The sequence below is a fragment of the Rhodococcus sp. B10 genome (genome assembly GCF_011770055.1).
GTDB classification, from domain to species: Bacteria; Actinomycetota; Actinomycetes; order Mycobacteriales; family Mycobacteriaceae; genus Rhodococcoides; species Rhodococcoides kyotonensis_B.
The window spans coordinates 1-18723 of the sequence record NZ_JAAFYV010000043.1 but is presented as its reverse complement, the minus strand read 5'-3'; the positions used below and the strand labels follow the sequence as shown (position 1 = coordinate 18723).

Sequence of the window (18723 nt, the reverse complement as noted above, 5' to 3'; positions counted from 1 at the left end):
CTCGAAGTAGCGCCCGCGTGAACGCTAGGCGGTCGTGGCCAAGGCCGCGGCGAGTCCGAACGCGACGGTCAGCACGCAGATGTGCAGGCCGGCGCGAATCACCGACTCGCCCTGCGACGTGCGATGCGCAGCGGCCGAGACCAACCAGGTCGCGCGGAGGCGTCGCGCAAGAAGGACGAGGACCACGAGAACCACGGTCTTCGCGAGCACGACGCGCCCGTAGCCGGTGTCGACGAGGCCGCCGAGCCCGCCGAGTTTCACCGCTGCGTTGACGGTTCCGCTGGCCGCGAGAATCCACACCGACCACCAGGCGAGCCGCGAGTACACGGGTAACGCGAGCGCCCATGCGCCTTTTGCGCGCAGCGTCAGCGTCATGGCGGCGAGCACACCGAGCCACACCGCGGCGGCCACGGTGTGGACGGCGACGAAGACGGCACCGAAGAGCTGCTGGGACATGTGGCCGGTGATCGGCCGCGCCACCAGTGCGACGACGGCGAGCACGGCGATGGGCACGGCCGACAGGTCGCGGTCCCGGCGATATCCGACGAGCGCGTAGATGCACAGAGCGGTGGTGCACAGCACCGTGACGACACCGAGCTGGCCGACGGTGATGTCGGTGAGGAACGTACCGAACGACGCGATCGACAGCCGGCCGATCCCGCCGCCGAACGATTCGACGGCAGCGGTGACCAGCAGTGCGACCTCGGCGACGGTCCACAGGCCGCCGACGAGGACCGCCGACCGCCAGACCGTCGGCCTGCTGCGAACCGGAAAGAGGTCGGTCCGCAGCAGGGCCAGGCCGAGCGCGGTGGCGCCCAGGCAGTCCGCGAGAACACGCAGCACCGACGACGGGTCGGGCCCCTCGGGGTGAGCGAGCAACCAGGCTGCGCCCACCCCGACGATCGCGGCACAGCCGGCGGCGAGGATCCACCACCGGCGGAACACGGTCAGCCGTTCCCCTTCGGCTTGCGCAGCGCGAACACCAGCGCGCCGACGAACACCAGCCCGCCGACGACCAGGAACGGCCACAGCGCAATGCTGCCGCCGCCGTCCTCGGAATCGGCCTCGGCCGACGCGTCTGCCGGAGCGCCAGGAGTGCCCGAACCTTCCGTGGTCAGCGTGAACGTGCGGGTTCCGCTGATCGGATGGCCGTCGGCGGACGTGACCCGGTACGCCAGCGTGTAGTCGCCGACGGGACCGAGTTCGCCGACGTCCACGACGATGCTCTGCCCCTCGATGCGCGGGTCGCCCTTGGACCACAGGTTGCCGTCGGGGCCGACGACGTTGAGTGTCGCGAACTGCGACTGCGGGACCTCGTTGAAACTGATCGACATCTGCGCGGGACCCTCGGCGATGGACGAACCGTCTTCGGGTGTCGAACCGGTGACGATCGAATGCGCGGATGCTGCGGGCGCTCCGAGGATCAGTGCCGCCAGCGCGAGCAGCGTGACTGTCAGCGACCTCATGACCGGCGGCCCCTGATGGCTGCGCCGAGGCCGAGTGCGGCACCGAGCGCGCCGAGGACGAGCGCGACGCCTGCGATCCAGCGGGCGGTGTTGTCCGAGGAAGACGTCGACGACGCTTCGGTACCGGTCTCCGACGTGGTGGCGGCACCGTGACCGCCGTGCTCGGAGCCGCTCGCGGCGGCCAGGGAGAGCATCGGCGCAGGGTGTTCGGGTTCCTCGCTGCCGGTCGTCTCCTCCGTCCACTCGACGACCTGGCCGTCGTCGTAGGTCTGGACGGCGGGGAACGACACGGTGTCTTCCTCGGGCAGCGGGCCTGCGGACAGCAGGAATTGCTGGAACTGGCCTGGGCCGACCTCGGATCCCGGCTGCGCCGTCCACGTGACGGCAGTGGCGAGGCCGTCGCCGTTCTTGTCGACGGTGGCCGTCCATCCCGGAATCGGTTGTGTGCGAGCCGAATTGAGGTCGGGAAGTTCGACGCGCACGGACGTGGTCGCGGCCGTGTCCGATTCGGTCGGAACGCGGAAGGTGAGGACGGTGTAGCCACCCTGCTCGGCGCCGGGGGCCACGACCGACACATGGGCTGACGCGGCGCCCGCGCCGACGACGAGGGCGACCGACGTGGCGCCCGCGACGATCGAGGCACGACGAATGAAGCTGTTCATGATGGATCCTTCTCGATGACGTAAGTGAATGAAGTGGAGGTTCACTTACTTCGGCGGACCACGCCTCGAGATGGTCGTCGTGAACGGACGCTGCGGAACGTGCAGATAGGCCGCAGCCCCGACCCGGCCGGGTACGGACGCGTCGGGAAGGGGGAGTGGGGGATCGAGGACTGCACGGACGATCGACGTAATGGGTCCGTAGAGACGCTCGGCGGCATGGACGAGTGCTCCGCCGACGACGGCTGCGACGAGGTGGAACGCGAGCATCGGCGGGCTCGGCAACAGCGAGTGGCCGTGCGCCATCTCGTGAACGTTGCCGACCGTCAGCGCGACGTGCGCCGCGAGTTGGCCGAGTGCGAGCCCACCGAGCAGCAGTGCGGCGTGGGTTCGGCGGTGCTTCGGACTCGGTACGGCGACCAGCGTCCCGACGCCGATGCCGACGATCACCAGGAACACGAACGACGACCCGGCAGGGAAGCCGCCGCCTGCGAGTCCGTGCGCCGCGACCGCGGTGGACACGACGAGTGCGCCGACGGCTCCGCCACGGAGGGAGGAGGCCGTCGACGTCATGACGGGGCTAGCGAACGCCGAGACGCGCGAGCAGGTCGGCTTCGATGCCGTCCAGCTCGGCGGAGATGGCGTGGTGTGCAGCCTTGCGACGCGGAGCAGGCATCTGCTCGGACGTGCGCACCGCGGTGCCGAGGTCGGTCAGACGCTGACTGATGGCGTCGGCGAACTTGCGCGTCTCCGCGTCGCCGGAGTGCGACGCGGTGACCTGGGCGAGCGATTTCTCGGCGCCGGCGATGCGTGCGCTGAGCTTCGCGCCGTAGCCGGTGAATTCGCCGAGCTCGGACGGGCTGACACCGAGTTTGGTGGCCTTGCGATCGTCCAGACGGCCGCGAACGACCGACGCCACGCGATAGGCGATGGGCGTCAGAACCGGGACGAGGACGCGTGCGATACCGATGTACTTGCGTACCTGGGCTGCATTGAACGAGCCCTGCGCCGCCGCCTTCTGCTGCGCCTTCAGCGTCGCGACCTGCGCCTTTTCGACGTTCTTCTGCGACTTGGCCTCGACGGCGTTCAGCTTGCGCTGCGCCTTCGCGATGGACTTCAGCTGCTTGCGTTCGTTCTTCGCGCCGAGCTTCGCTTCCAAGGCGGCCTTGTGTTTGAGCGCCTTCGCCTCGGCCCTGCGGGTGGCACGACCCTTGCGCTTACCGAACAAACCCATCGACGAGGCCCCTTACGTCAGCATTTCCGTACGAACGACAGCCTATCCGTAACGCTTGCGGGGTGGCGCCCGGAGCCGGTGTCGGTGTATGGACATAGGCTCGTGCCCGTGAACAGTCGACGCGCCACGCGCACCGAGGCATCGGTACTCATCGATGCCGGGTGCCTCACTCGGTGCAGGCATCGACTGTATCTGGACACCGCCTATTCGGCCCTGCTGCGTGACGAACCCGAGAATCCGGGTGTGCGTCAACGGCGTGAGGCAGCGCAGGCGCATCGCGAGGCCATTCGGTCGACGCTGTCGGCGCAACTCGACGGATGGGTCGACATCGACGCGCCCGATGCAGCGTCGTCGGCGAATCGAACGATGGACGCGTGTCGGCGCGGCGCCCCGTGGATCTGGAATGCGGTGCTGCCCCTCGATCGAGACGCAGGTCGACGCGGCCGCAGTGAGTTGCTGATGCTCGATCCGGCCGGCGAGGGCTACATCCCGATCATCGTCGTCAATCACAAGGTCACCGACCCCGGTCGTGGTGCCACGACGTCGCCGCTGACCGAATGGGCACCCGTCGTCGACGAGACCCGCAAGGTGCGCAGTCAACTGCGCGACCAGCTCAGGCTCGCGCACCTGTACCGAATGCTCGACGCGCAGGGCCTCGCGAGTCCGACGGCCACCGGCGGTGCCATCGGATATCGCGCCGAGTGCATCCTCGTCCACGACCTGAATTCGGTGTTCGCAGAATACGATTCGCGTTTCGCGGACCGCCTCGCCGTCGCGCGGGGTGAGAGCGTCACGGTGCCGTCGAAGGTCAGTGAATGCCGCGCGTGCCCGTGGTGGTCGGACTGCCTGCCGCAGCTCGAGGCAACGCGGGACGTCAGTCTGGTGGCGTCGGGCGGACGGGCCGAGGCGCTGCGCGAGCAGAACGTGTACACCGTCGACGAGCTCGCGAGCTGGGACGGCCCCGAGCCCGAGAACTGGCCGTTCGGCAGTTTCGACGACGCCGTGGCCGCTGCGGCGGCATGGCGGGCCGACGTTCCGCTGCTGCGTCGGACCGAGCACGTCACCGTGCATCGCGCGGACGTCGAGGTCGACGTCGACATGGAGAGCTACCAGGAACACGGCGCGTACCTGTGGGGCACGCTGCTGACCGAGCGGGGTGGCCCCGAGCCCGTCTATCGCGGGTTCGTGACGTGGGATCCGCTGCCCACCGTCGACGAGGGCAGGTCGTTCGCCGAGTTCTGGTCGTGGCTGACGACCGTACGCGCCGACGCGGCTGCACAGGGGAAAACCTTTGCCGCGTACTGCTATTCGCGTCAGGCCGAGGACAAGTGGTTGCTCGATTCCGCGCGACGCTTCGGCGACGTCCCCGGCGTGCCGACGGAGGCGGAGATCCGCGAGTTCATCGACAGCGAGCAGTGGGTCGACATCTACCAGGCGGTCAGCGATCAGTTCATCTGCCCGAACGGCAAGGGGCTCAAGAAGATCGCTCCCGTCGCCGGATTCACGTGGCGTGACCCCGAAGCGGGCGGCGAGGCGTCGATGGGGTGGTACCGGGAAGCCGTCGGCTACGACGCGGAACCGGACCTCACGCAGCGCAAGAGGTTGCTGGTGTACAACGAGGACGACGTACAGGCCACGAAGGTGTTGCGCGAGTGGATGACCGACCGCGCGGACGCCGAGATCCCGACGCTGGAGGCGTTGCGCGCGCAGGCGTGAGGGATTGCCGTCGCCCCCCACGGCATCGATGGACCGCGGCAACCGTCTATCGGCTGCCACGGTCCATCGATGCGATCGGGTTGGGGAAACTACCGCGGCGCCATGCGGATCGCGCCGTCCATGCGGATGGTCTCGCCGTTGAGGTAGTCGTGCTCGGCGATCATCTGCACCAGCTGCGCGTATTCGGCGGGCTGAGCGAGGCGCGACGGGAACGGCACGCTTGCTTCGAGGCCCTTACGGTACTCCTCGGTGACGCCGGCGAGCATCGGGGTGTCGACGATGCCGGGTGCGATCGTGTTGACGCGGATGCCGACCTGCGCGAGGTCACGCGCCGCGGTGATCGTCATCGCGTGCACGCCACCCTTCGAGGCGGTGTAGGCGATCTGACCGATCTGACCCTCGAACGCCGCGACGGAGGCGGTGTTGACGACGACGCCGCGCTGGCCCGAGTCGTCGACCGTCGGCAGCGACTGCATGCGGTTCGCGGCCAGGCGCATGACGTTGAACGTGCCCAGCAGGTTGATGGTGATGACCGTGCGGAAGAGCTCGAGGTCGTGCGGGCCCTTCTTCGACAGGATGCGGCCGGCCCAGCCGACACCTGCGCAGTTGACGACGATGCGCAGCGGGACGCCTGCGCCGGTGATCGTGTCGAGGGCTGCCTCGACCTCTTCTTCGCTGGTGACGTCGGCGGGGATCAGCGTGACCCCGTCCGGAACGTTGTCACCTGCGCGTTCGATGGACTGCGCCAGATCGAGGCCGAACACGGTGGCACCCGCCCCCGCGAGTCGTGCGGCCGTCGCGGCACCGAGGCCCGACGCGCCTCCTGTGACCAGAGCTGCTGTTCCCGAAATCTCCACTGACGAATCCCCTTCGCTGGTCGTGCCCGGTAATGCTCTCGCCCTGCACCATAACTGGGACGTCCAAGCATTGGTGCGGCGCCCGACACATCCCGAATCGGTCCAGCTGCGAGTCACACCGGCTACGGGATGCGGGACGACCCGTCGTGCGCGTACTCGACGCGGTAGGTCGACTCCGGCGAATCGACGAGCATCGTCGCGAGCACCGGTCGACCGGGCGGGAGCAGCCGAATGGTGGCCGAGCCGCTCTCGAGGTCGTCGAGGTACCGGGCGGCCGACGTCACGATGGTCGCGCGCACCTCGTCGGGCAGGTCCCCGTCGGCATGGTCGTCGAGAAGCACGACGCCGACGCCGCGTCGCCGCGCGGCACGCACCGAATCCTGCAGGACGGGGTCGACGAGACGACGCGCACGCAGCGAATCACGCAGATCCGCTTCGAGGACGACGCACGCCATCGCCTCCTCGGAGTCGAGATCCGGCCCGGTGACGGCACGTTCGAGCAGGGGGCGTGCCAGCGCATCGAGGCGTTCCAGCTGGGCGTCGCGTTCGTCGAGGACGGCAGCGGCAGCGGCCTGAGCGGCGATGCGCTCGGTCGACTGCCTCCGCAGCTCGAAGATGGAGCGTCCGAGCGGTCTGATGGTGAACGCGAAGAACGTCGCCATCAGTAGCGGGGCAGCGTTGATCAAGCTGTAGGACAACCCGTAGTGCGCGCCCTGACCGGTCTCCACGGCCCACAGCACGGTGATGCCCACCGACATCAGAAGACCGAGCCATGCCAGCGGTGTCCGGCCGCGCACGCACATGAACGTGTACATCACGACCGACATGCCCAGCGGCCAGGTCTGAAGCGCACTGGTCAGCGGCACGGGGACGGCAGCGAAGACCAGCGCGCAGGTGATCGGGCCGACGGCCGTCAACGCCACGGCGGGCAGTCGGGGTAGCGGGTCGCCCGGAGTCATGACGACGCCCAGCGCGCCGGCCGCGGTGACACACGCGGCCACCAGGACCGGCCAGACCGGGTCGACGCCGTCGAGCGTCGACAAGGCGCACGTGACAGCGGCGAGTGTGTAGAAGCCGACGAACCAGTACGCGGCGCGCGACCGGATGCCGATGAGGTCACGGATGTCCTCGCCGTCGTGCTCGTTCATTGCGGCGTCCATGACAGCTGAACGGTCGTGCCGGCGCCGGGAGCCGATTCGAGCCGTGAGGAACCACCGGCCAGGCTCTTCATTCGACCGTGGATGCTGACGGCGATGCCGAGGCGGTGCGGCGGCACGTGCGCCGGATCGAATCCGGAACCGTCGTCGCGTATCACGACGTCGAGGAGTCCGTCGTCGACGCGGATGGCGACCGCGCGGGTGGCGTCGTCGCCGCCGTGTCGGACGCTGTTCCGGACGGCCTCCGACACGGCCGCGCCGAGCGTGCGCACGGCGTCGGCCGAGAAGCGTCCGCTGTCGGCCGCCCCGACGGTGACGGTGACGGTGATGTGTTCGTCGACAGTCGTTGCGGCAGAACGTAGATGGGCGACGGTTTCGCTCGCGTCGAATTCGGTGACGACCGCGTGTGCGCGTAGCGAATCCAATTGCGCGAGAGTGCGTTTCGCTTGCTGAACGACCCCGTCGGTGCGTCCTTGCCTGGCGACCGCGAGCAGGGTGGACAACACGCCGTCGTGAATCAGAGCGTCGAAGCGCTCGCGTTCGACCGCTCGTGCGCTGACGGCTGCCGTCGCGGATACCTGCCGGTGGGTGGCGTCGATGGTCGCGTCGAGAATGCGGGCCGTCCTGAAAGCACCGATGGTTGCGGCGAGGAACACCGAGCACAGGACGAGTGCGAAGACCAATTCCGCGAACAACGGCGCATCGACGAGAGTCGATCGAAGTGCGTACTGACCGATCTGGACCGACGACACGGCCGCTGCCAGATAGGCGAACGCGAGCCGGCCAGGAAACGCGCACCCGGCTGCGAGTCCTGCGACACCGGGGAAGGTCGCCAGCGGCATACCGTTCATGTCCGGGGTGCCGTTCCATGCGAACCACCACGTCAGTGCCGCTGCCAGGTACGTGACAGATGCTGTGGCAGCCGCGATTCGAACCCACTTCGCGTCCGGGGCGACCGACGCGGCGGCCATGGCCAGCCCGGTGCCGAAGACGGCGACGGTGCTGGTGGGTGTCCACCACGACGCGGTGAACGATGCTGTACGAACGATTTCCGGAAACAGCATCACGAGGTAGATCAGATAGCCGGCTGCGATGAAGCGGGCGAACGTGCGAAGCAGTCGATCCGACGACGAATGCTCACCCGTGCCGTCACGGTCGGTCGTCATGCATCCCCGTCCCTCGTCTCGGCGGACGAGTGTACGGCGGTGACTACTTGTCGTTCAACACGTTCTGCTGTTCGAACGACACCTCGTCGCGGTTCTTTCGGCGACGGGTGGCGGCGATCGCGATCCACGCGATGACCGAGACCACGAACACGACGGCTGCACCGATCGCCGGAGCCGCGGTCTCCGGCATGACGCCGTCGAAGAACAGGGAGACACCGAAGACGAAGAACAGAACCGCCGCACCGATGCGAATGAAGTTCTCGGGCAAGTGTTTACCGAGGACGGCTCCGACGACGATGGCCAGCGCATCGGCGGCGACCATGCCGACCGTCGAGCCGATCCAGACGCCGAACCAGTTGTTGTCGGCGGCCAGGGTGACCGTCGCCAGCATCGTCTTGTCGCCGAGCTCGGCGAGGAGGAATGCGGATGCGATCGCGATGAATGCCGAGCGTCCGACCTTCGACGCCTTCTCGCCTTCCTCGTCGGACAGCGAATCGCCTCGCAGCGTCCACAATCCGAAGATCACGAACGCGATGCCCGCGACGATCGAGACGATGTGGGTGGGGATCGACAGGCCGAGGAAGTGGCCGACGGCGACCGAGACCAGGTGGGTGACGGCGGTAGCAGCCGTGATTCCGCCGATGACGACGTACCACTTGTAGCGCAACGCGAACGTCATGGCCATCAACTGGGACTTGTCGCCGAGCTCGGCGACGAAGATGACAGCGAAGCTGAGGAACAGGGCGGACAGCACGGGGTGAGACTCCTTCGGTCGTCTTCTCTGACCGAAGGTCTCGCCCACCGCCTGTCTCGAGACGGTTCACTGTGCCGGGCTGCGCATCGATCCGCGCTGCCAGTATGTCGACACAGCAATTGGGGGCTACTCCCCTTCGCTGCGGTCCAGATTAGGAGGGGGTTCGTGAAAAGTCCAACGGCACAATAAGTTTGGGATCCCGAACTTACGCGTTCGGGCCCAGGTCACGACGCCAGGAGCATGGCCAAAACAGCGGTGTCGGGATCGCTGATCGGGTCGAGGCCGACCCTGCTGACCATCGACGTGACGGTACCGTCGGATTCCGCTTCGACCCAGGCAGCACGGTGTTCGAGGCCCAGATGCGGCAAGCCCGGCAACAGAACGCATCCCGACGCGGCCCCGGCGCATTCGGGGAGGCTCGGAGTGGTCTCGGACGGCGGATGCAGCATCAGAAGGGCCGCCGGCTGATGGTCCGCGAAGCGACCGGGTGTGACAGCCGTCTCACCGATGACGGTGCCCTCGGACACGACGAGTCCGACGGTTCCGGGCGCCGGGTCGTCGGGAAGCTCTTCTCGAACGCCGAACACGGTGGACGTGACGAGCAGACCCGGCATGGACGCGACGCGCACGGCCAACGCGAGGAACTGTGCCCACTCCTTCGTCGTGTCGGGCCAGCGGCCGGAGACGACGAAGCCCTGCAGGATGCCTGCGGCATGGAAGGGGGAGATGCCGATGAGATCACGGTCGTTCATGTCGCACTCCTCGCGCGGGATCAGCCCAGAAAAATCCGGTACGCCACGTTGGGTACGACCAACTGTGGCCCGAAACCGTTCTGGCACACAAGATGGTGTGAGTGCTAACGGTTTTTCGGGCCTACCCTCGAACGCATCGATGGGCCGTGGCAACCGTCTGTCGGCTGCCACGGCCCATCGATGCGAAAAGGCTTACGGAAGAACGCTTACGGGAAGATCAGGCCCGGGGTCTTCGACGTCGCTGCCTCGAAGCGAGCCTGGACGTCGGCCCAGTTGACGACGTTCCAGAATGCCTTGACATAGTCGGCCTTGACGTTCTTGTACTGCAGGTAGAAGGCGTGCTCCCACATGTCGACCTGCAGCAGCGGGATGATGCCCAGCGGCACGTTGGCCTGCTGATCGTAGAGCTGGAAGGTGAGCAGCTTCTTGCCGAGCGAGTCCCATCCGAGAACTGCCCAGCCCGAGCCCTGCAGGCCGTTGGCTGCGGCGGTGAACTGTGCGCGGAACTTGTCGAACGAACCGAACTGATCGTCGATCGCAGCGCCGAGTTCGCCGGTCGGCTTGTCGCCACCGTTCGGGGAGAGGTTCTTCCACCAAATGGAGTGGTTGACGTGTCCGCCGAGGTGGAACGCGAGGTTCTTCTCGAGCAGGAAGATGGCGCCGTGGTCCTCGTTGTCGCGTGCAGCGGCAAGCTTCTCGAGGGCGGTGTTGGCGCCGGCAACGTAGGTTGCGTGGTGCTTGGAGTGGTGCAGTTCGTTGATCTCGCCCGAGATGTGGGGCTCGAGGGCGGAGTAGTCGAAGTCAAGGTCGGGCAGGGTGTACTCGGACACGTGTTTCCCTTCTCTTTCGGCGCGACGCAAAACTGCAGGCGTACGCCTTCTGTTGATCATTCGTCAGGTTCAACCCAATATCATTCCTACCCCTAGTGCAACACCTGTAACCGAGACGCATTTCTCGGAATAAAAACGCGCCCACGCGACGCACGGCTCGGCGCTCGTCTCGGCACCCGGGAAGGTCACGGCAAGATCACAGCCCGGCGTCAGGATTCGTCCGGTAAGTGAACAGGAACCTAGTATTGCCCGCGTGGGTCCGGTGGGAAGGTCGAGCGAGCGTGCCGACGCGCGACCCTCGGTCGTCGCCCCCAGGGTCGAACTCGCGGGCGCTGACCTGCTTCGGACCATCGCGGTCTTCGCGGTCCTCTATTCGCACATCTCGTTCTATCTGATCGACGACCGCGGCGAAGGCTGGTGGGTCATCGACGTCGTCTACGCGACGCTCGTGCAGGAGACCGGTCTCAACCAACACCTGTCGTTCGTCGGCGTCGCGATCTTCATGCTGCTGACGGGCTTGCTCGTCACGCGCTCGGCGATGCGGCAGTCGCGTCGGGACTTCGCCGTCAGCAGGCTCGCGCGGCTGCTCCCCGCGCTGTGGGTGAGCGTCGCCGCGGCGATCGTGTTGGTTCGGCTCGGGATCAACGGCATGTTCAGCGGTCAGAACGGCATCAGCAATTCCGAGGCAGCGCTGAGCTTCGTGCTCGGTGGCTTCTTCCTGAAGCCCGAGGTCGCGGTACTCGGCGTCACGTGGACGCTGACCGTTCAGTTGCTGTTCTACCTCTACTGCTCGGCTGTTCGCGGCGTGCTGCGCCGGTATCCGGTGGTTGTGCCGCTGATGGGCGCGGCCCTGTGCGTCGTCGTGCTGCTCTACAACTTCTACATTCCGCAGCCGTGGTCGGTGCCGATGCTGTCCAAGATCGCCGCGACGCTACCGACGCTGTTCCTCGGGCAGATCATCTACCTCGGGTGGGCGCGGATCATCGGCTGGCGGTGGGTCGTCGTCGCCGTCATCGCGCAGGCCGAGGTGGTGCGCCTCGCGACGGACATCCACGCCTACTGGGCAGGCGACAAGTACATGTGGACGATCGTCGTCGTGACCGGACTGGTTCTGGTCCTGGCCCGGTACGACGGCCGCGTCGCCCAGTGGGAAGTCGTACGCTGGATCGGCACCCGCAGCTACGCGATCTACCTGGTCCATACGCTGATTCTCTACCGAGTCTACGAGAACGTCGTCCCGATCACCGGGCCCACCGGGGCCGTCGTCGCGTTCGTCGCCGTCACCGCAGTGGTGTCCGAAGCCGTCTACCGATGGGTCGAGACGCCCGCCGCCCGCTGGTTGAACGGGCGGCTACGCCGCCCCGTGAGTGGCAATGCATAGAGGGCTATGCATTGCCACTCACGAGTCAGCGAAGCTGCGGCATGACCTCCGACGCCACCAGCTCGAGATGATCCAGGTCGCTCAGGTCCAGCATCTGTAGATACACCCGCGACGCACCGATCTCGCCGTAGCGGCCGATCTTGTCGACCAGCTCGGCAGGCGAACCCGCGGCACCGTTCTCGCGCAGTTCGGGCACCTCACGGCCGATGGCGGCCGCGCGTCGGGCAACGTCCTCCTCGGTCTTTCCGCAGCACAGCACGAGCGCCGTCGAATACGCGAGGGATTCGGGATCACGGCCGGCCGTCGTGCACGCGGCGCGAACGCGGCCGAACTGCGTGTCCGTGTCGTCGAGCGAGGCGAACGGGATGTTGAACTCGTCGGCGTACTTCGCTGCCAACGCAGGCGTGCGCTTCTTGCCGCCACCACCGATCAGGATCGGAGGTCGCGGACTCTGTACCGGCTTGGGCAGCGCGGGCGAATCGGCGACGGGATAGTGCTTGCCGTCGTACGAGAACGTGTCGCCGACGGGCGTCTCCCACAGCCCGGTGATGACGGCGAGCTGCTCTTCCAACCGATCGAATCGCTCACCGAGCGGTGGGAACGGGATGCCGTACGCGGTGTGCTCTTCTTCGAACCATCCGGCGCCGAGACCGAGGTCGACGCGGCCGCCGCTCATCGCGTCGACCTGCGCGACACTGATCGCCAGCGGTCCCGGGTAGCGGAAAGTCGCCGACGTCACCAGCGTCCCCAACCGGATCGCCGAGGTCTCGCGGGCGATGCCGGCGAGCGTGATCCACGCGTCCGTCGGACCGGGCAGTCCTTCGGCGTTCATGGCCAGGAAGTGGTCGGAGCGGAAGAACGCGCCGTAGCCGAGGTCCTCGGCGGTGCGAGCGACGCGCAGAAGGTCGTCGTACGTCGCCCCCTGCTGTGGTTCGGTGAAGATGCGAAGTTCGATACTCGATGAGGCCATGCTTCGAATCCTAGAAGAGAGGCCGCTCGACGCCTGTGGATGAAAACCGTCGGATTCCCCGTTTCTGTGGAATGTCCTGTGGAAACTGTGGATAACGCGGCTGTGGGGTGGCAGGTCACGGCGACTGCGTGACAAGATCGGGGAGTGTCTGCTCTGGATCGCCCTTCCGTGCCCGCCGCCGAACTGCCTCTCGAACTGACCGAACCGGTGGTTCTCCTCGACGTCCGCGAGGACGACGAATGGCAGCAAGGGCATGCGCCCGGCGCAGTGCACATCCCGATGACCGAAGTTCCGTCGCGGATCGGCGAAATCGACATCGATGCCGAGCTGTACGTCGTGTGCAGGCAGGGCGGCCGTTCGCTGCGCGTCGTCGAGTATCTCCAGCAGATCGGATACGACGCGGTCAACGTCGACGACGGCATGGTCGGCTGGCAGGTCGCGGGCCGGCCTCTCGTGCGTGACGACGGCGCCGACGACGCAAAGATCTTCTAGTGTCCGCATTCCAGGTCTGCGCCCGCTGTGCCACACGGTGGCCCGTCGGGACTGCGCCTGCGGTGTGGTGCCCGCGATGCCATGGAGTTCTGCTGTCACCGGTGTCGGCTCAGGCCCCTGCGCAGGGCATTCGCAACTTCAAGTGGGTTGCGCGCACACCGAGAAGCGGGACCAGGCCGCCGCGTCGCACGGTCCGCCGTCCGAGGACGACACCGCGGTACGACGAGATGCCGCGCTGGGGACTGCTGGACCACCCGGTTTCCCGGCCCGACGACCACGTCTCCCGGCTGGACCGGTGGGCTCGGTCGGCGTCGGGACTGCTCGTTCTGACCGGGGCGCTGCTGCTGCTCGCGTTCGTGGCCGAGCTCGTCCGCTACGGAATTCTGCTGTACAACCGGACGCGTCTGATCGACCGCACGGTACTCGTCACGTCCGACGCTCTCGTTCTGTTCGCCGAGGTCTCGGCAATCGTCATCGGTATCGCGGCTGCTGTCGCGTCGACCTGCTGGCTCGTGAAACGCCGTCGTGACTTCTATGCGCGGGCGGGATCCCGCGATCCACGCAGCGGCCGGACGATTTTTCTCGGGTGCCTGGTTCCGGTTGTGTCGCTGGTTCTGCCGGGCGTCTTTCTCACCGAACTGGTCGACGTCCGAGGCCGTAGCGACCGACATCGGCTGCGAATGCTGGTTCGTCTCTGGTGGGCGAGCTGGACCGTGAACTGGGTCTTGATTCTCGGCGCGGCGCTGTGGCGCACCCGCGATTCCCTGCAAGCACAGGCCGACGGCGTGCTGTTCTCCGCACTGTTGGCCCTCGTCGGCGCAGGCATGGCGTTTTTCACTCTGCGGCTCGTGCGCGACGTCGAGAGTCGCAGCTTGCGTGGTGCGGACAGGCCCGCGCCGACGCGGTGGGTCGTGGACACCTCGCGTAAGACCGAACCCGCGCGCGACGAGGTGACCGCGTCATGACGTCGGGACGCCGTGGACCGTTCGTCGTCGCCCATCGCGGCGCGTCGGCGGAGAAGAAGGAACACACGCTTGCCGCGTACGATCTCGCGCTGCGCGAAGGTGCCGACGGGCTCGAATGCGACGTCAGGTTGACCCGGGACGGGCACATCGTCTGTGTGCACGACCGCCGCGTCGACCGCACCTCCAACGGCACCGGCATCGTAAGCGAACTGTCGTACGACACGCTCAAGACGTTCGACTACGGCGACGACAGCGAGCCGGCGGAACTGTTGACCCTGTCCGACCTGATCGAGCTGGTGCTCAGCTGGACCAGCAAGCCCACCAAGCTGTTCATCGAGACCAAGCATCCTGTGCGATTCGGCAGCCTGATCGAGGCGAAGGTGCTGGCCGAGCTGCATCGTTTCGGTCTCGCGCAACCGGCATCCGCGGATCATTCGCGTGCGGTCATCATGTCGTTCGCGCCGTCCGCCGTCTGGCGAATCCGCCGCTCGGCGCCGTTGCTTCCGACGGTTCTGCTGGGCGACGCGTCGTACTACCTCGGTGGCGGCGCGGCGACGACCGTAGGTGCGACCGCCGTCGGCCCGTCGATTGCCACGTTGCGCGAGCGTCCGAGCATCGTCGATCGGGCGGCCGCGTCGGGACGTGCGACGTACTGCTGGACGGTCGACGAGAAGGACGACGTCGAACTGTGCAGGCAACTCGGTGTGGGGTGGATCGCGACGAACAATCCGGGCCGGACTCGCGAATGGCTGGAGGCGGGAGTGGAGCCTGCGGAATGACCTGGGTGGAGGCATAGCGTGTAAGTTTCGGGCGTGGGTAAGAGCAAAAGAAACAGTGGTCCGAAGCAGGGCAGCAACCGAGCCGCGCTGCTGGCGCAGCGTGAGGCCGACCGTCGGAACGCGGCTGCCGCGCCGGTACGCCCGTTCCAAGGTGTCGCTGCCGAGTGCGATCTCGTCGCGCTACGTGAATTCGTGCCGTCGGCTACTGCGCCCGTCGAGGTCGACGGCCGTACGGTGACGATCGCGACGGTTCTTCCCGGTGCGGTCGCGGCGTTGACGCGCGACGAGGATGGTGCGACGAAAGGCTATGCGGCGCTGCAGGTTCAGGCGCATTCGCCGAACGTCGCAGCCGATCTGTCGAGCGCGTTGCGGTGGGCTGCGGGTGCCGAGGCGGGTGAGTCGCTCGAAGCAGCGAATCCCGACGGGAACACGGCGCCGATCGGCGAGGTTCTGGGTTCCGTCGGCGAGCTCGACATCACCGTGCACCAGGACTTCAACTGGTGGATTCCCGAAAGCGCCTCTCCTGCACCCGATGTCGCAGCGACCGTCGAACGCGCCAACCAGGCGATCATGCCGTCGGCACGCTTGGAAGGCGAGGGCCTGGTGGCGGCGTGGTGGGTCGACGCGGGTGACAAGGCGCATCTGAGGTGGGTGCGGCCGGAGAGCGAGGACGATCTGATGCTCGCGCTGGCTCGGCTGCACGCGGCAGGCGATCTGTCGCTGGGTGAGGGGTCTCGCTATGCGGGATCGTTCCGAACGCACGGTCTGCTCGTGCCGGTGTTCGATCTGGATCCCGAGATGCATCCGACCGAATGGGCTACGCCGACAATCGAATTCGGCGCGAAGCTGTCCGAGGCCCTGGCCGACGATGCGCCGCTGACCTCGGAGCAGCGACGCTCACGTGACGGATTGCGTTCTCGTCAGGTCACATTGCGTTAGGCGCTTCGCGCATGTGAGTGGGAATGTACAGCCCGCTCTACATTCCCACTCACGAGCGCCGGAGGCACATCAGATCGCGCCGCCGGCAGCCTTCGGTGCGCCGGTGTCGGAGGGCACGTTGTTGCTGTACTCGCGGGCGACGAACTGCTCGAGATCGAACAGGTTGTGGCCGGCGCGATCTGCGACGTTGAGCAGCGTCTTCATGCTGGCGACCTCTTCGACCTGCTCCTTGAGGAACCACTGCATGAACTGCTCGCCGAGGTAGTCGCCCTCTTCGCGTGCGGTGCTCGCGAGGTTGACGATCTGTTCGGTGACGGTCTCTTCCTGCGCCAGGGCGAGGGCGATCGGCTCGCGTGCGTCGGTGAAGACGGTCTTCGCGGCGTCGACTCCGGTGAGCTCGACGGTGATGTCGCGGTCCAGGAAGTACTGGATGATCATCATCGCGTGGTTGCGCTCTTCGACGGCCTGCGCATAGAAGTGCTTTGCCAGCTGCGGCAGGTCGACGTTCGCGAAATACACGGCGGTCGCAATGTACTGATGCGACGCATTGAATTCGTTGCGAACCTGATCGCGAAGAAGTGCGTGGAATTTCGAGTGGGTCGTTTCCTTGATGTCTGCGCTCATGGCGACGAGAATATGCTGGTCAGAGGGCGTTGTCATCCAAGCTCGGCCTTATTGAGGTCAACGTTCCCTAAATAAGACCCGCCTAATTCTTTACCTCTACCAGCGAAAACAGGTCATACGGTTCCTGCCTGTTTCGGAGCGTTCGTGCCGCGGCTCTTCCGCGTGACGCTTTCGCGCGCCACGTATTGCTCCACGTCGAAGAAGTCGGTACCGGCTCGGTGCACGATCCGTACGAGGCTGCGGATGCTCGCTACCTCCTCGACCTGCTCCTGCAGGAACCAGTGGACGAATTGCTCACCGAGGTAATCCCCGCCTTCACGCGCCGACTGCGCCAATGCGGTGATCTGGTCGGTGACGGTCTCCTCCTGACGCAACGCGAGTTCGACGGCCTCGCCGACCGTGGCGAATTCGGACGCCACGTCGCCGATGGGCGGCACGACGACCGAGACTTTTCTGTCGATGAGGTACCGAACCATCATCAACGCATGGCCACGCTCCTCGGTCGCCTGCGCGTAGAACCGTCGCGCCAGCTGCGGTAGATCGTTGCAGTCGAACCAGACCGCCATGGCGACGTACTGCTGCGACGCCGTGAACTCGTGGCCGATCTGCTCCCGCAGGAGTTCGTGAAAGCCGTTGGAGGACATGGAAGTAACGCTACTCCTACGGCCCCGAAGTGCGAAGCTCCTCCGGAATCTGACGGTCCTGTGCCAGCGCGTCGAAGAACTGCGACGCACGATCGTCGTCCCACAACAGCACGTTTCCGACGTCGGAATCCTCGAATCCGCCGACCGGCACGGTGGTCGTGACGAGGTCACCGCGCATCGCCCACGCGAGACCGGCGAGATTCCAGATGTGGTCACCTTCGGCGACGCTCATCGACGACGCGGTGTCCTTCACGAGCGGCCACAGCCGAAGCGGATTGAGGAAGGTCGACGGGCTCGTCGCCTTCGCCAACAGGGCCGACATGAACTGTCGCTGGTTGTTCATCCGGTCGAGGTCGGCGAGGGCCGTCGCACGCGACCGCACGAAACCGAGCGCCTCCGACCCGGCGAGTTCCTGGCAGCCTGCCGGGAGATCGATGCCGGCGAGCGGGTCGGAGATGGCGTTCTGCAGGCACACGTCCACACCGCCGATGGCGTCGACGATGCCCGCGAACCCGCCGAATCCGATCTCGGCGTAGTGGTCGATGTGGACGCCCGTGGCTTCCTCGACCGTCTGGACCAGCAGCGGCGGGCCACCGAACGCGAACGACGCGTTCAGCTTGTCCTGTCCGTAACCGGGGATCGACACGTAGGAGTCTCGCGGCAGGCTGACCATCGTCGACGGTCCGCCTCCCTCGGGGATGTGGATCATGATGATCGTGTCGGTGCGGCTCGGCCCTACCTCGCCACCCGTCGCAAGCGCCGTTTCCTGCTCGGGCGTGAGCCCGGTGCGACTGTCGGATCCCACGAGCAGCCAGTTGGTGCCGGGAGTGTCGCCGACGCGGCCGCTGTACTCCGGAAGTGCGTCTACGCGCGTCAGGGAGCTGTCGACGTAGTAGACGAGGCCGCCGAGGGCGAGAAGCAGGACGAGGAACGTCACGCCGAACCGTCGACCCCAGTGTCGTTTCCTGCGCGCACGCGGCGGCGACGGCCGTGCCGGAGGTGGCGGTGCTCCGCGACGAGGGGGCTCACGACGGGGTGGTTCACGGCGCGGTGGCTGGCGGCGCGGGGGTTCGTCGACGTACGGCTGCGGGGTCTGCCGTGGCGCGTACTGCACGCCCTGCTGATCGTTACGTGAGTAGCTTCGGGTCGGGTTGGGTCCTCGGGACAACGCATCGGGCTCGGGCGCCTGCGACCAGGCCTGTGGTCCGCTCGGGCCGGGACGCGGCGCCGACGGGCGGCCGTCGCGTCGGATGATCTGGGTGCCCTCCGGGGACGGGCCGTCGGGCCTGCGCGGCGGCGGCATGCGGCCGGGAGGTGGGTTCCTCGGCGGCGGGGGTC

The 18723-nt window shown here is 66.8% G+C and carries 21 protein-coding genes; 6 read left to right on the top strand and 15 right to left on the bottom strand.

From position 1 onward, the window contains the following. Nucleotides 1-24: 24 nt before the first annotated feature. From RhoFasB10_RS22830 to RhoFasB10_RS22810, 5 genes are read right to left on the bottom strand one after another with little or no spacing between them, the layout of a single operon-like run. Nucleotides 25-945 carry a CopD family protein gene (locus RhoFasB10_RS22830; RefSeq protein ID WP_346764468.1) on the bottom strand — a complete coding sequence of 307 codons (921 nt, stop codon included), beginning with the start codon at nt 943-945 and terminating at the stop codon, nt 25-27. Between the two features lie 2 nt (nt 946-947). Next, the gene (locus RhoFasB10_RS22825) at nt 948-1466 is read right to left on the bottom strand and encodes a copper resistance CopC family protein (RefSeq protein ID WP_167678765.1); all 519 of its coding nucleotides are present in this window, start codon (nt 1464-1466) and stop codon (nt 948-950) included. Further along, complete coding sequence (locus tag RhoFasB10_RS22820; protein ID WP_167678764.1) at nt 1463-2128, bottom strand: YcnI family protein; 666 nt, start codon at nt 2126-2128, stop codon at nt 1463-1465. The genes RhoFasB10_RS22825 and RhoFasB10_RS22820 overlap by 4 nt, the downstream gene beginning before the upstream one ends. A gap of 45 nt (nt 2129-2173) precedes the next feature. Further along, nucleotides 2174-2698: a hypothetical protein gene (locus RhoFasB10_RS22815; protein WP_167678761.1), complete on the bottom strand. Its 525-nt coding sequence runs from the start codon at nt 2696-2698 to the stop codon at nt 2174-2176. A gap of 7 nt (nt 2699-2705) precedes the next feature. Beyond that, on the bottom strand, nt 2706-3359 hold the full coding sequence (locus RhoFasB10_RS22810) for a DUF6474 family protein (protein ID WP_167678759.1): 654 nt from the start codon (nt 3357-3359) through the stop codon (nt 2706-2708). Between the two features lie 108 nt (nt 3360-3467). Between RhoFasB10_RS22810 and RhoFasB10_RS22805 the strand changes: the two genes are divergently transcribed. Beyond that, entirely contained in the window at nt 3468-5075 is a 1608-nt protein-coding gene (locus RhoFasB10_RS22805; RefSeq protein ID WP_157105393.1) for a TM0106 family RecB-like putative nuclease, read from the top strand. An 89-nt stretch (nt 5076-5164) separates the two neighbouring features. Here RhoFasB10_RS22805 and RhoFasB10_RS22800 read toward each other — a convergent pair whose 3' ends face one another. The 6 genes from RhoFasB10_RS22800 to RhoFasB10_RS22775 all read right to left on the bottom strand — a co-directional run bounded on the left by RhoFasB10_RS22800 (nt 5165) and on the right by RhoFasB10_RS22775 (nt 10591). Continuing rightward, nucleotides 5165-5932, bottom strand: coding sequence for an SDR family NAD(P)-dependent oxidoreductase (locus RhoFasB10_RS22800; protein ID WP_068429885.1), 768 nt, complete (start codon nt 5930-5932; stop codon nt 5165-5167). 122 nt (nt 5933-6054) lie between these two features. Further along, on the bottom strand, nt 6055-7080 hold the full coding sequence (locus RhoFasB10_RS22795; RefSeq protein WP_240931411.1) for a hypothetical protein: 1026 nt from the start codon (nt 7078-7080) through the stop codon (nt 6055-6057). Further along, nucleotides 7077-8255 carry an ATP-binding protein gene (locus tag RhoFasB10_RS22790; RefSeq protein WP_167678755.1) on the bottom strand — a complete coding sequence of 393 codons (1179 nt, stop codon included), beginning with the start codon at nt 8253-8255 and terminating at the stop codon, nt 7077-7079. The genes RhoFasB10_RS22795 and RhoFasB10_RS22790 overlap by 4 nt, the downstream gene beginning before the upstream one ends. A 43-nt stretch (nt 8256-8298) precedes the next feature. Then, a complete protein-coding gene (locus tag RhoFasB10_RS22785) occupies nt 8299-9009 on the bottom strand; it encodes a TMEM165/GDT1 family protein (RefSeq protein WP_068429888.1) in 711 nt (236 codons plus the stop codon). Nucleotides 9010-9233: 224 nt separating this feature from the next. Then, entirely contained in the window at nt 9234-9761 is a 528-nt protein-coding gene (locus RhoFasB10_RS22780) for a peptidase (protein ID WP_068429889.1), read from the bottom strand. Nucleotides 9762-9967: 206 nt separating this feature from the next. Beyond that, entirely contained in the window at nt 9968-10591 is a 624-nt protein-coding gene (locus RhoFasB10_RS22775) for a superoxide dismutase (protein ID WP_068429890.1), read from the bottom strand. Nucleotides 10592-10844: 253 nt separating this feature from the next. Between RhoFasB10_RS22775 and RhoFasB10_RS22770 the strand changes: the two genes are divergently transcribed. Next, nucleotides 10845-11972, top strand: a complete 1128-nt coding sequence (locus RhoFasB10_RS22770) for an acyltransferase (protein WP_068429891.1) — start codon at nt 10845-10847, stop codon at nt 11970-11972. 25 nt (nt 11973-11997) lie between these two features. Here RhoFasB10_RS22770 and RhoFasB10_RS22765 read toward each other — a convergent pair whose 3' ends face one another. Continuing rightward, nucleotides 11998-12927 (bottom strand): LLM class F420-dependent oxidoreductase, encoded by a 930-nt coding sequence (locus RhoFasB10_RS22765; RefSeq protein WP_068430120.1) that lies wholly within the window; start codon nt 12925-12927, stop codon nt 11998-12000. Nucleotides 12928-13086: 159 nt separating this feature from the next. On the opposite strand from RhoFasB10_RS22765, the gene RhoFasB10_RS22760 reads away from it, so the two are divergent. The 4 genes from RhoFasB10_RS22760 (at nt 13087) to RhoFasB10_RS22745 (ending at nt 16117) form a co-directional block, all read left to right on the top strand. Then, nucleotides 13087-13434 (top strand): rhodanese-like domain-containing protein, encoded by a 348-nt coding sequence (locus RhoFasB10_RS22760; protein WP_346764467.1) that lies wholly within the window; start codon nt 13087-13089, stop codon nt 13432-13434. A 101-nt stretch (nt 13435-13535) separates the two neighbouring features. Beyond that, nucleotides 13536-14399, top strand: a complete 864-nt coding sequence (locus RhoFasB10_RS22755; RefSeq protein ID WP_167678753.1) for a DUF4328 domain-containing protein — start codon at nt 13536-13538, stop codon at nt 14397-14399. Further along, nucleotides 14396-15178, top strand: a complete 783-nt coding sequence (locus RhoFasB10_RS22750) for a glycerophosphodiester phosphodiesterase (protein WP_068429898.1) — start codon at nt 14396-14398, stop codon at nt 15176-15178. Before RhoFasB10_RS22755 ends, RhoFasB10_RS22750 begins: the two co-directional genes overlap by 4 nt. A 33-nt stretch (nt 15179-15211) precedes the next feature. After that, a complete protein-coding gene (locus RhoFasB10_RS22745) occupies nt 15212-16117 on the top strand; it encodes a DUF5926 family protein (protein ID WP_068429900.1) in 906 nt (301 codons plus the stop codon). A 69-nt stretch (nt 16118-16186) separates the two neighbouring features. Here the strand turns inward: RhoFasB10_RS22745 and RhoFasB10_RS22740 are convergent, their stop codons facing one another. From RhoFasB10_RS22740 to RhoFasB10_RS22730, 3 genes are all read right to left on the bottom strand, one after another. Beyond that, entirely contained in the window at nt 16187-16741 is a 555-nt protein-coding gene (locus RhoFasB10_RS22740; protein ID WP_068429902.1) for a ferritin, read from the bottom strand. 113 nt (nt 16742-16854) lie between these two features. Further along, nucleotides 16855-17385 carry a ferritin gene (locus RhoFasB10_RS22735; RefSeq protein ID WP_068429904.1) on the bottom strand — a complete coding sequence of 177 codons (531 nt, stop codon included), beginning with the start codon at nt 17383-17385 and terminating at the stop codon, nt 16855-16857. Between the two features lie 16 nt (nt 17386-17401). Further along, nucleotides 17402-18640 carry an LCP family protein gene (locus RhoFasB10_RS22730; protein ID WP_222644076.1) on the bottom strand — a complete coding sequence of 413 codons (1239 nt, stop codon included), beginning with the start codon at nt 18638-18640 and terminating at the stop codon, nt 17402-17404. Nucleotides 18641-18723 lie beyond the last annotated feature (83 nt).

Excerpts from the sequence above, each read along its gene's own strand:
- RhoFasB10_RS22825 (WP_167678765.1), bottom strand. The coding sequence starts at position 1,466 with ATGAGGTCGCTGACAGTCACGCTGCTCGCGCTGGCGGCACTGATCCTC.
- RhoFasB10_RS22820 (WP_167678764.1), bottom strand. The coding sequence starts at position 2,128 with ATGAACAGCTTCATTCGTCGTGCCTCGATCGTCGCGGGCGCCACGTCG.
- RhoFasB10_RS22815 (WP_167678761.1), bottom strand. The coding sequence starts at position 2,698 with ATGACGTCGACGGCCTCCTCCCTCCGTGGCGGAGCCGTCGGCGCACTC.
- RhoFasB10_RS22810 (WP_167678759.1), bottom strand. The coding sequence starts at position 3,359 with ATGGGTTTGTTCGGTAAGCGCAAGGGTCGTGCCACCCGCAGGGCCGAG.
- RhoFasB10_RS22795 (WP_240931411.1), bottom strand. The coding sequence starts at position 7,080 with ATGAACGAGCACGACGGCGAGGACATCCGTGACCTCATCGGCATCCGG.
- RhoFasB10_RS22790 (WP_167678755.1), bottom strand. The coding sequence starts at position 8,255 with ATGACGACCGACCGTGACGGCACGGGTGAGCATTCGTCGTCGGATCGA.
- RhoFasB10_RS22780 (WP_068429889.1), bottom strand. The coding sequence starts at position 9,761 with ATGAACGACCGTGATCTCATCGGCATCTCCCCCTTCCATGCCGCAGGC.
- RhoFasB10_RS22750 (WP_068429898.1), top strand. The coding sequence starts at position 14,396 with ATGACGTCGGGACGCCGTGGACCGTTCGTCGTCGCCCATCGCGGCGCG.
- RhoFasB10_RS22740 (WP_068429902.1), bottom strand. The coding sequence starts at position 16,741 with ATGAGCGCAGACATCAAGGAAACGACCCACTCGAAATTCCACGCACTT.
- RhoFasB10_RS22735 (WP_068429904.1), bottom strand. The coding sequence starts at position 17,385 with ATGTCCTCCAACGGCTTTCACGAACTCCTGCGGGAGCAGATCGGCCAC.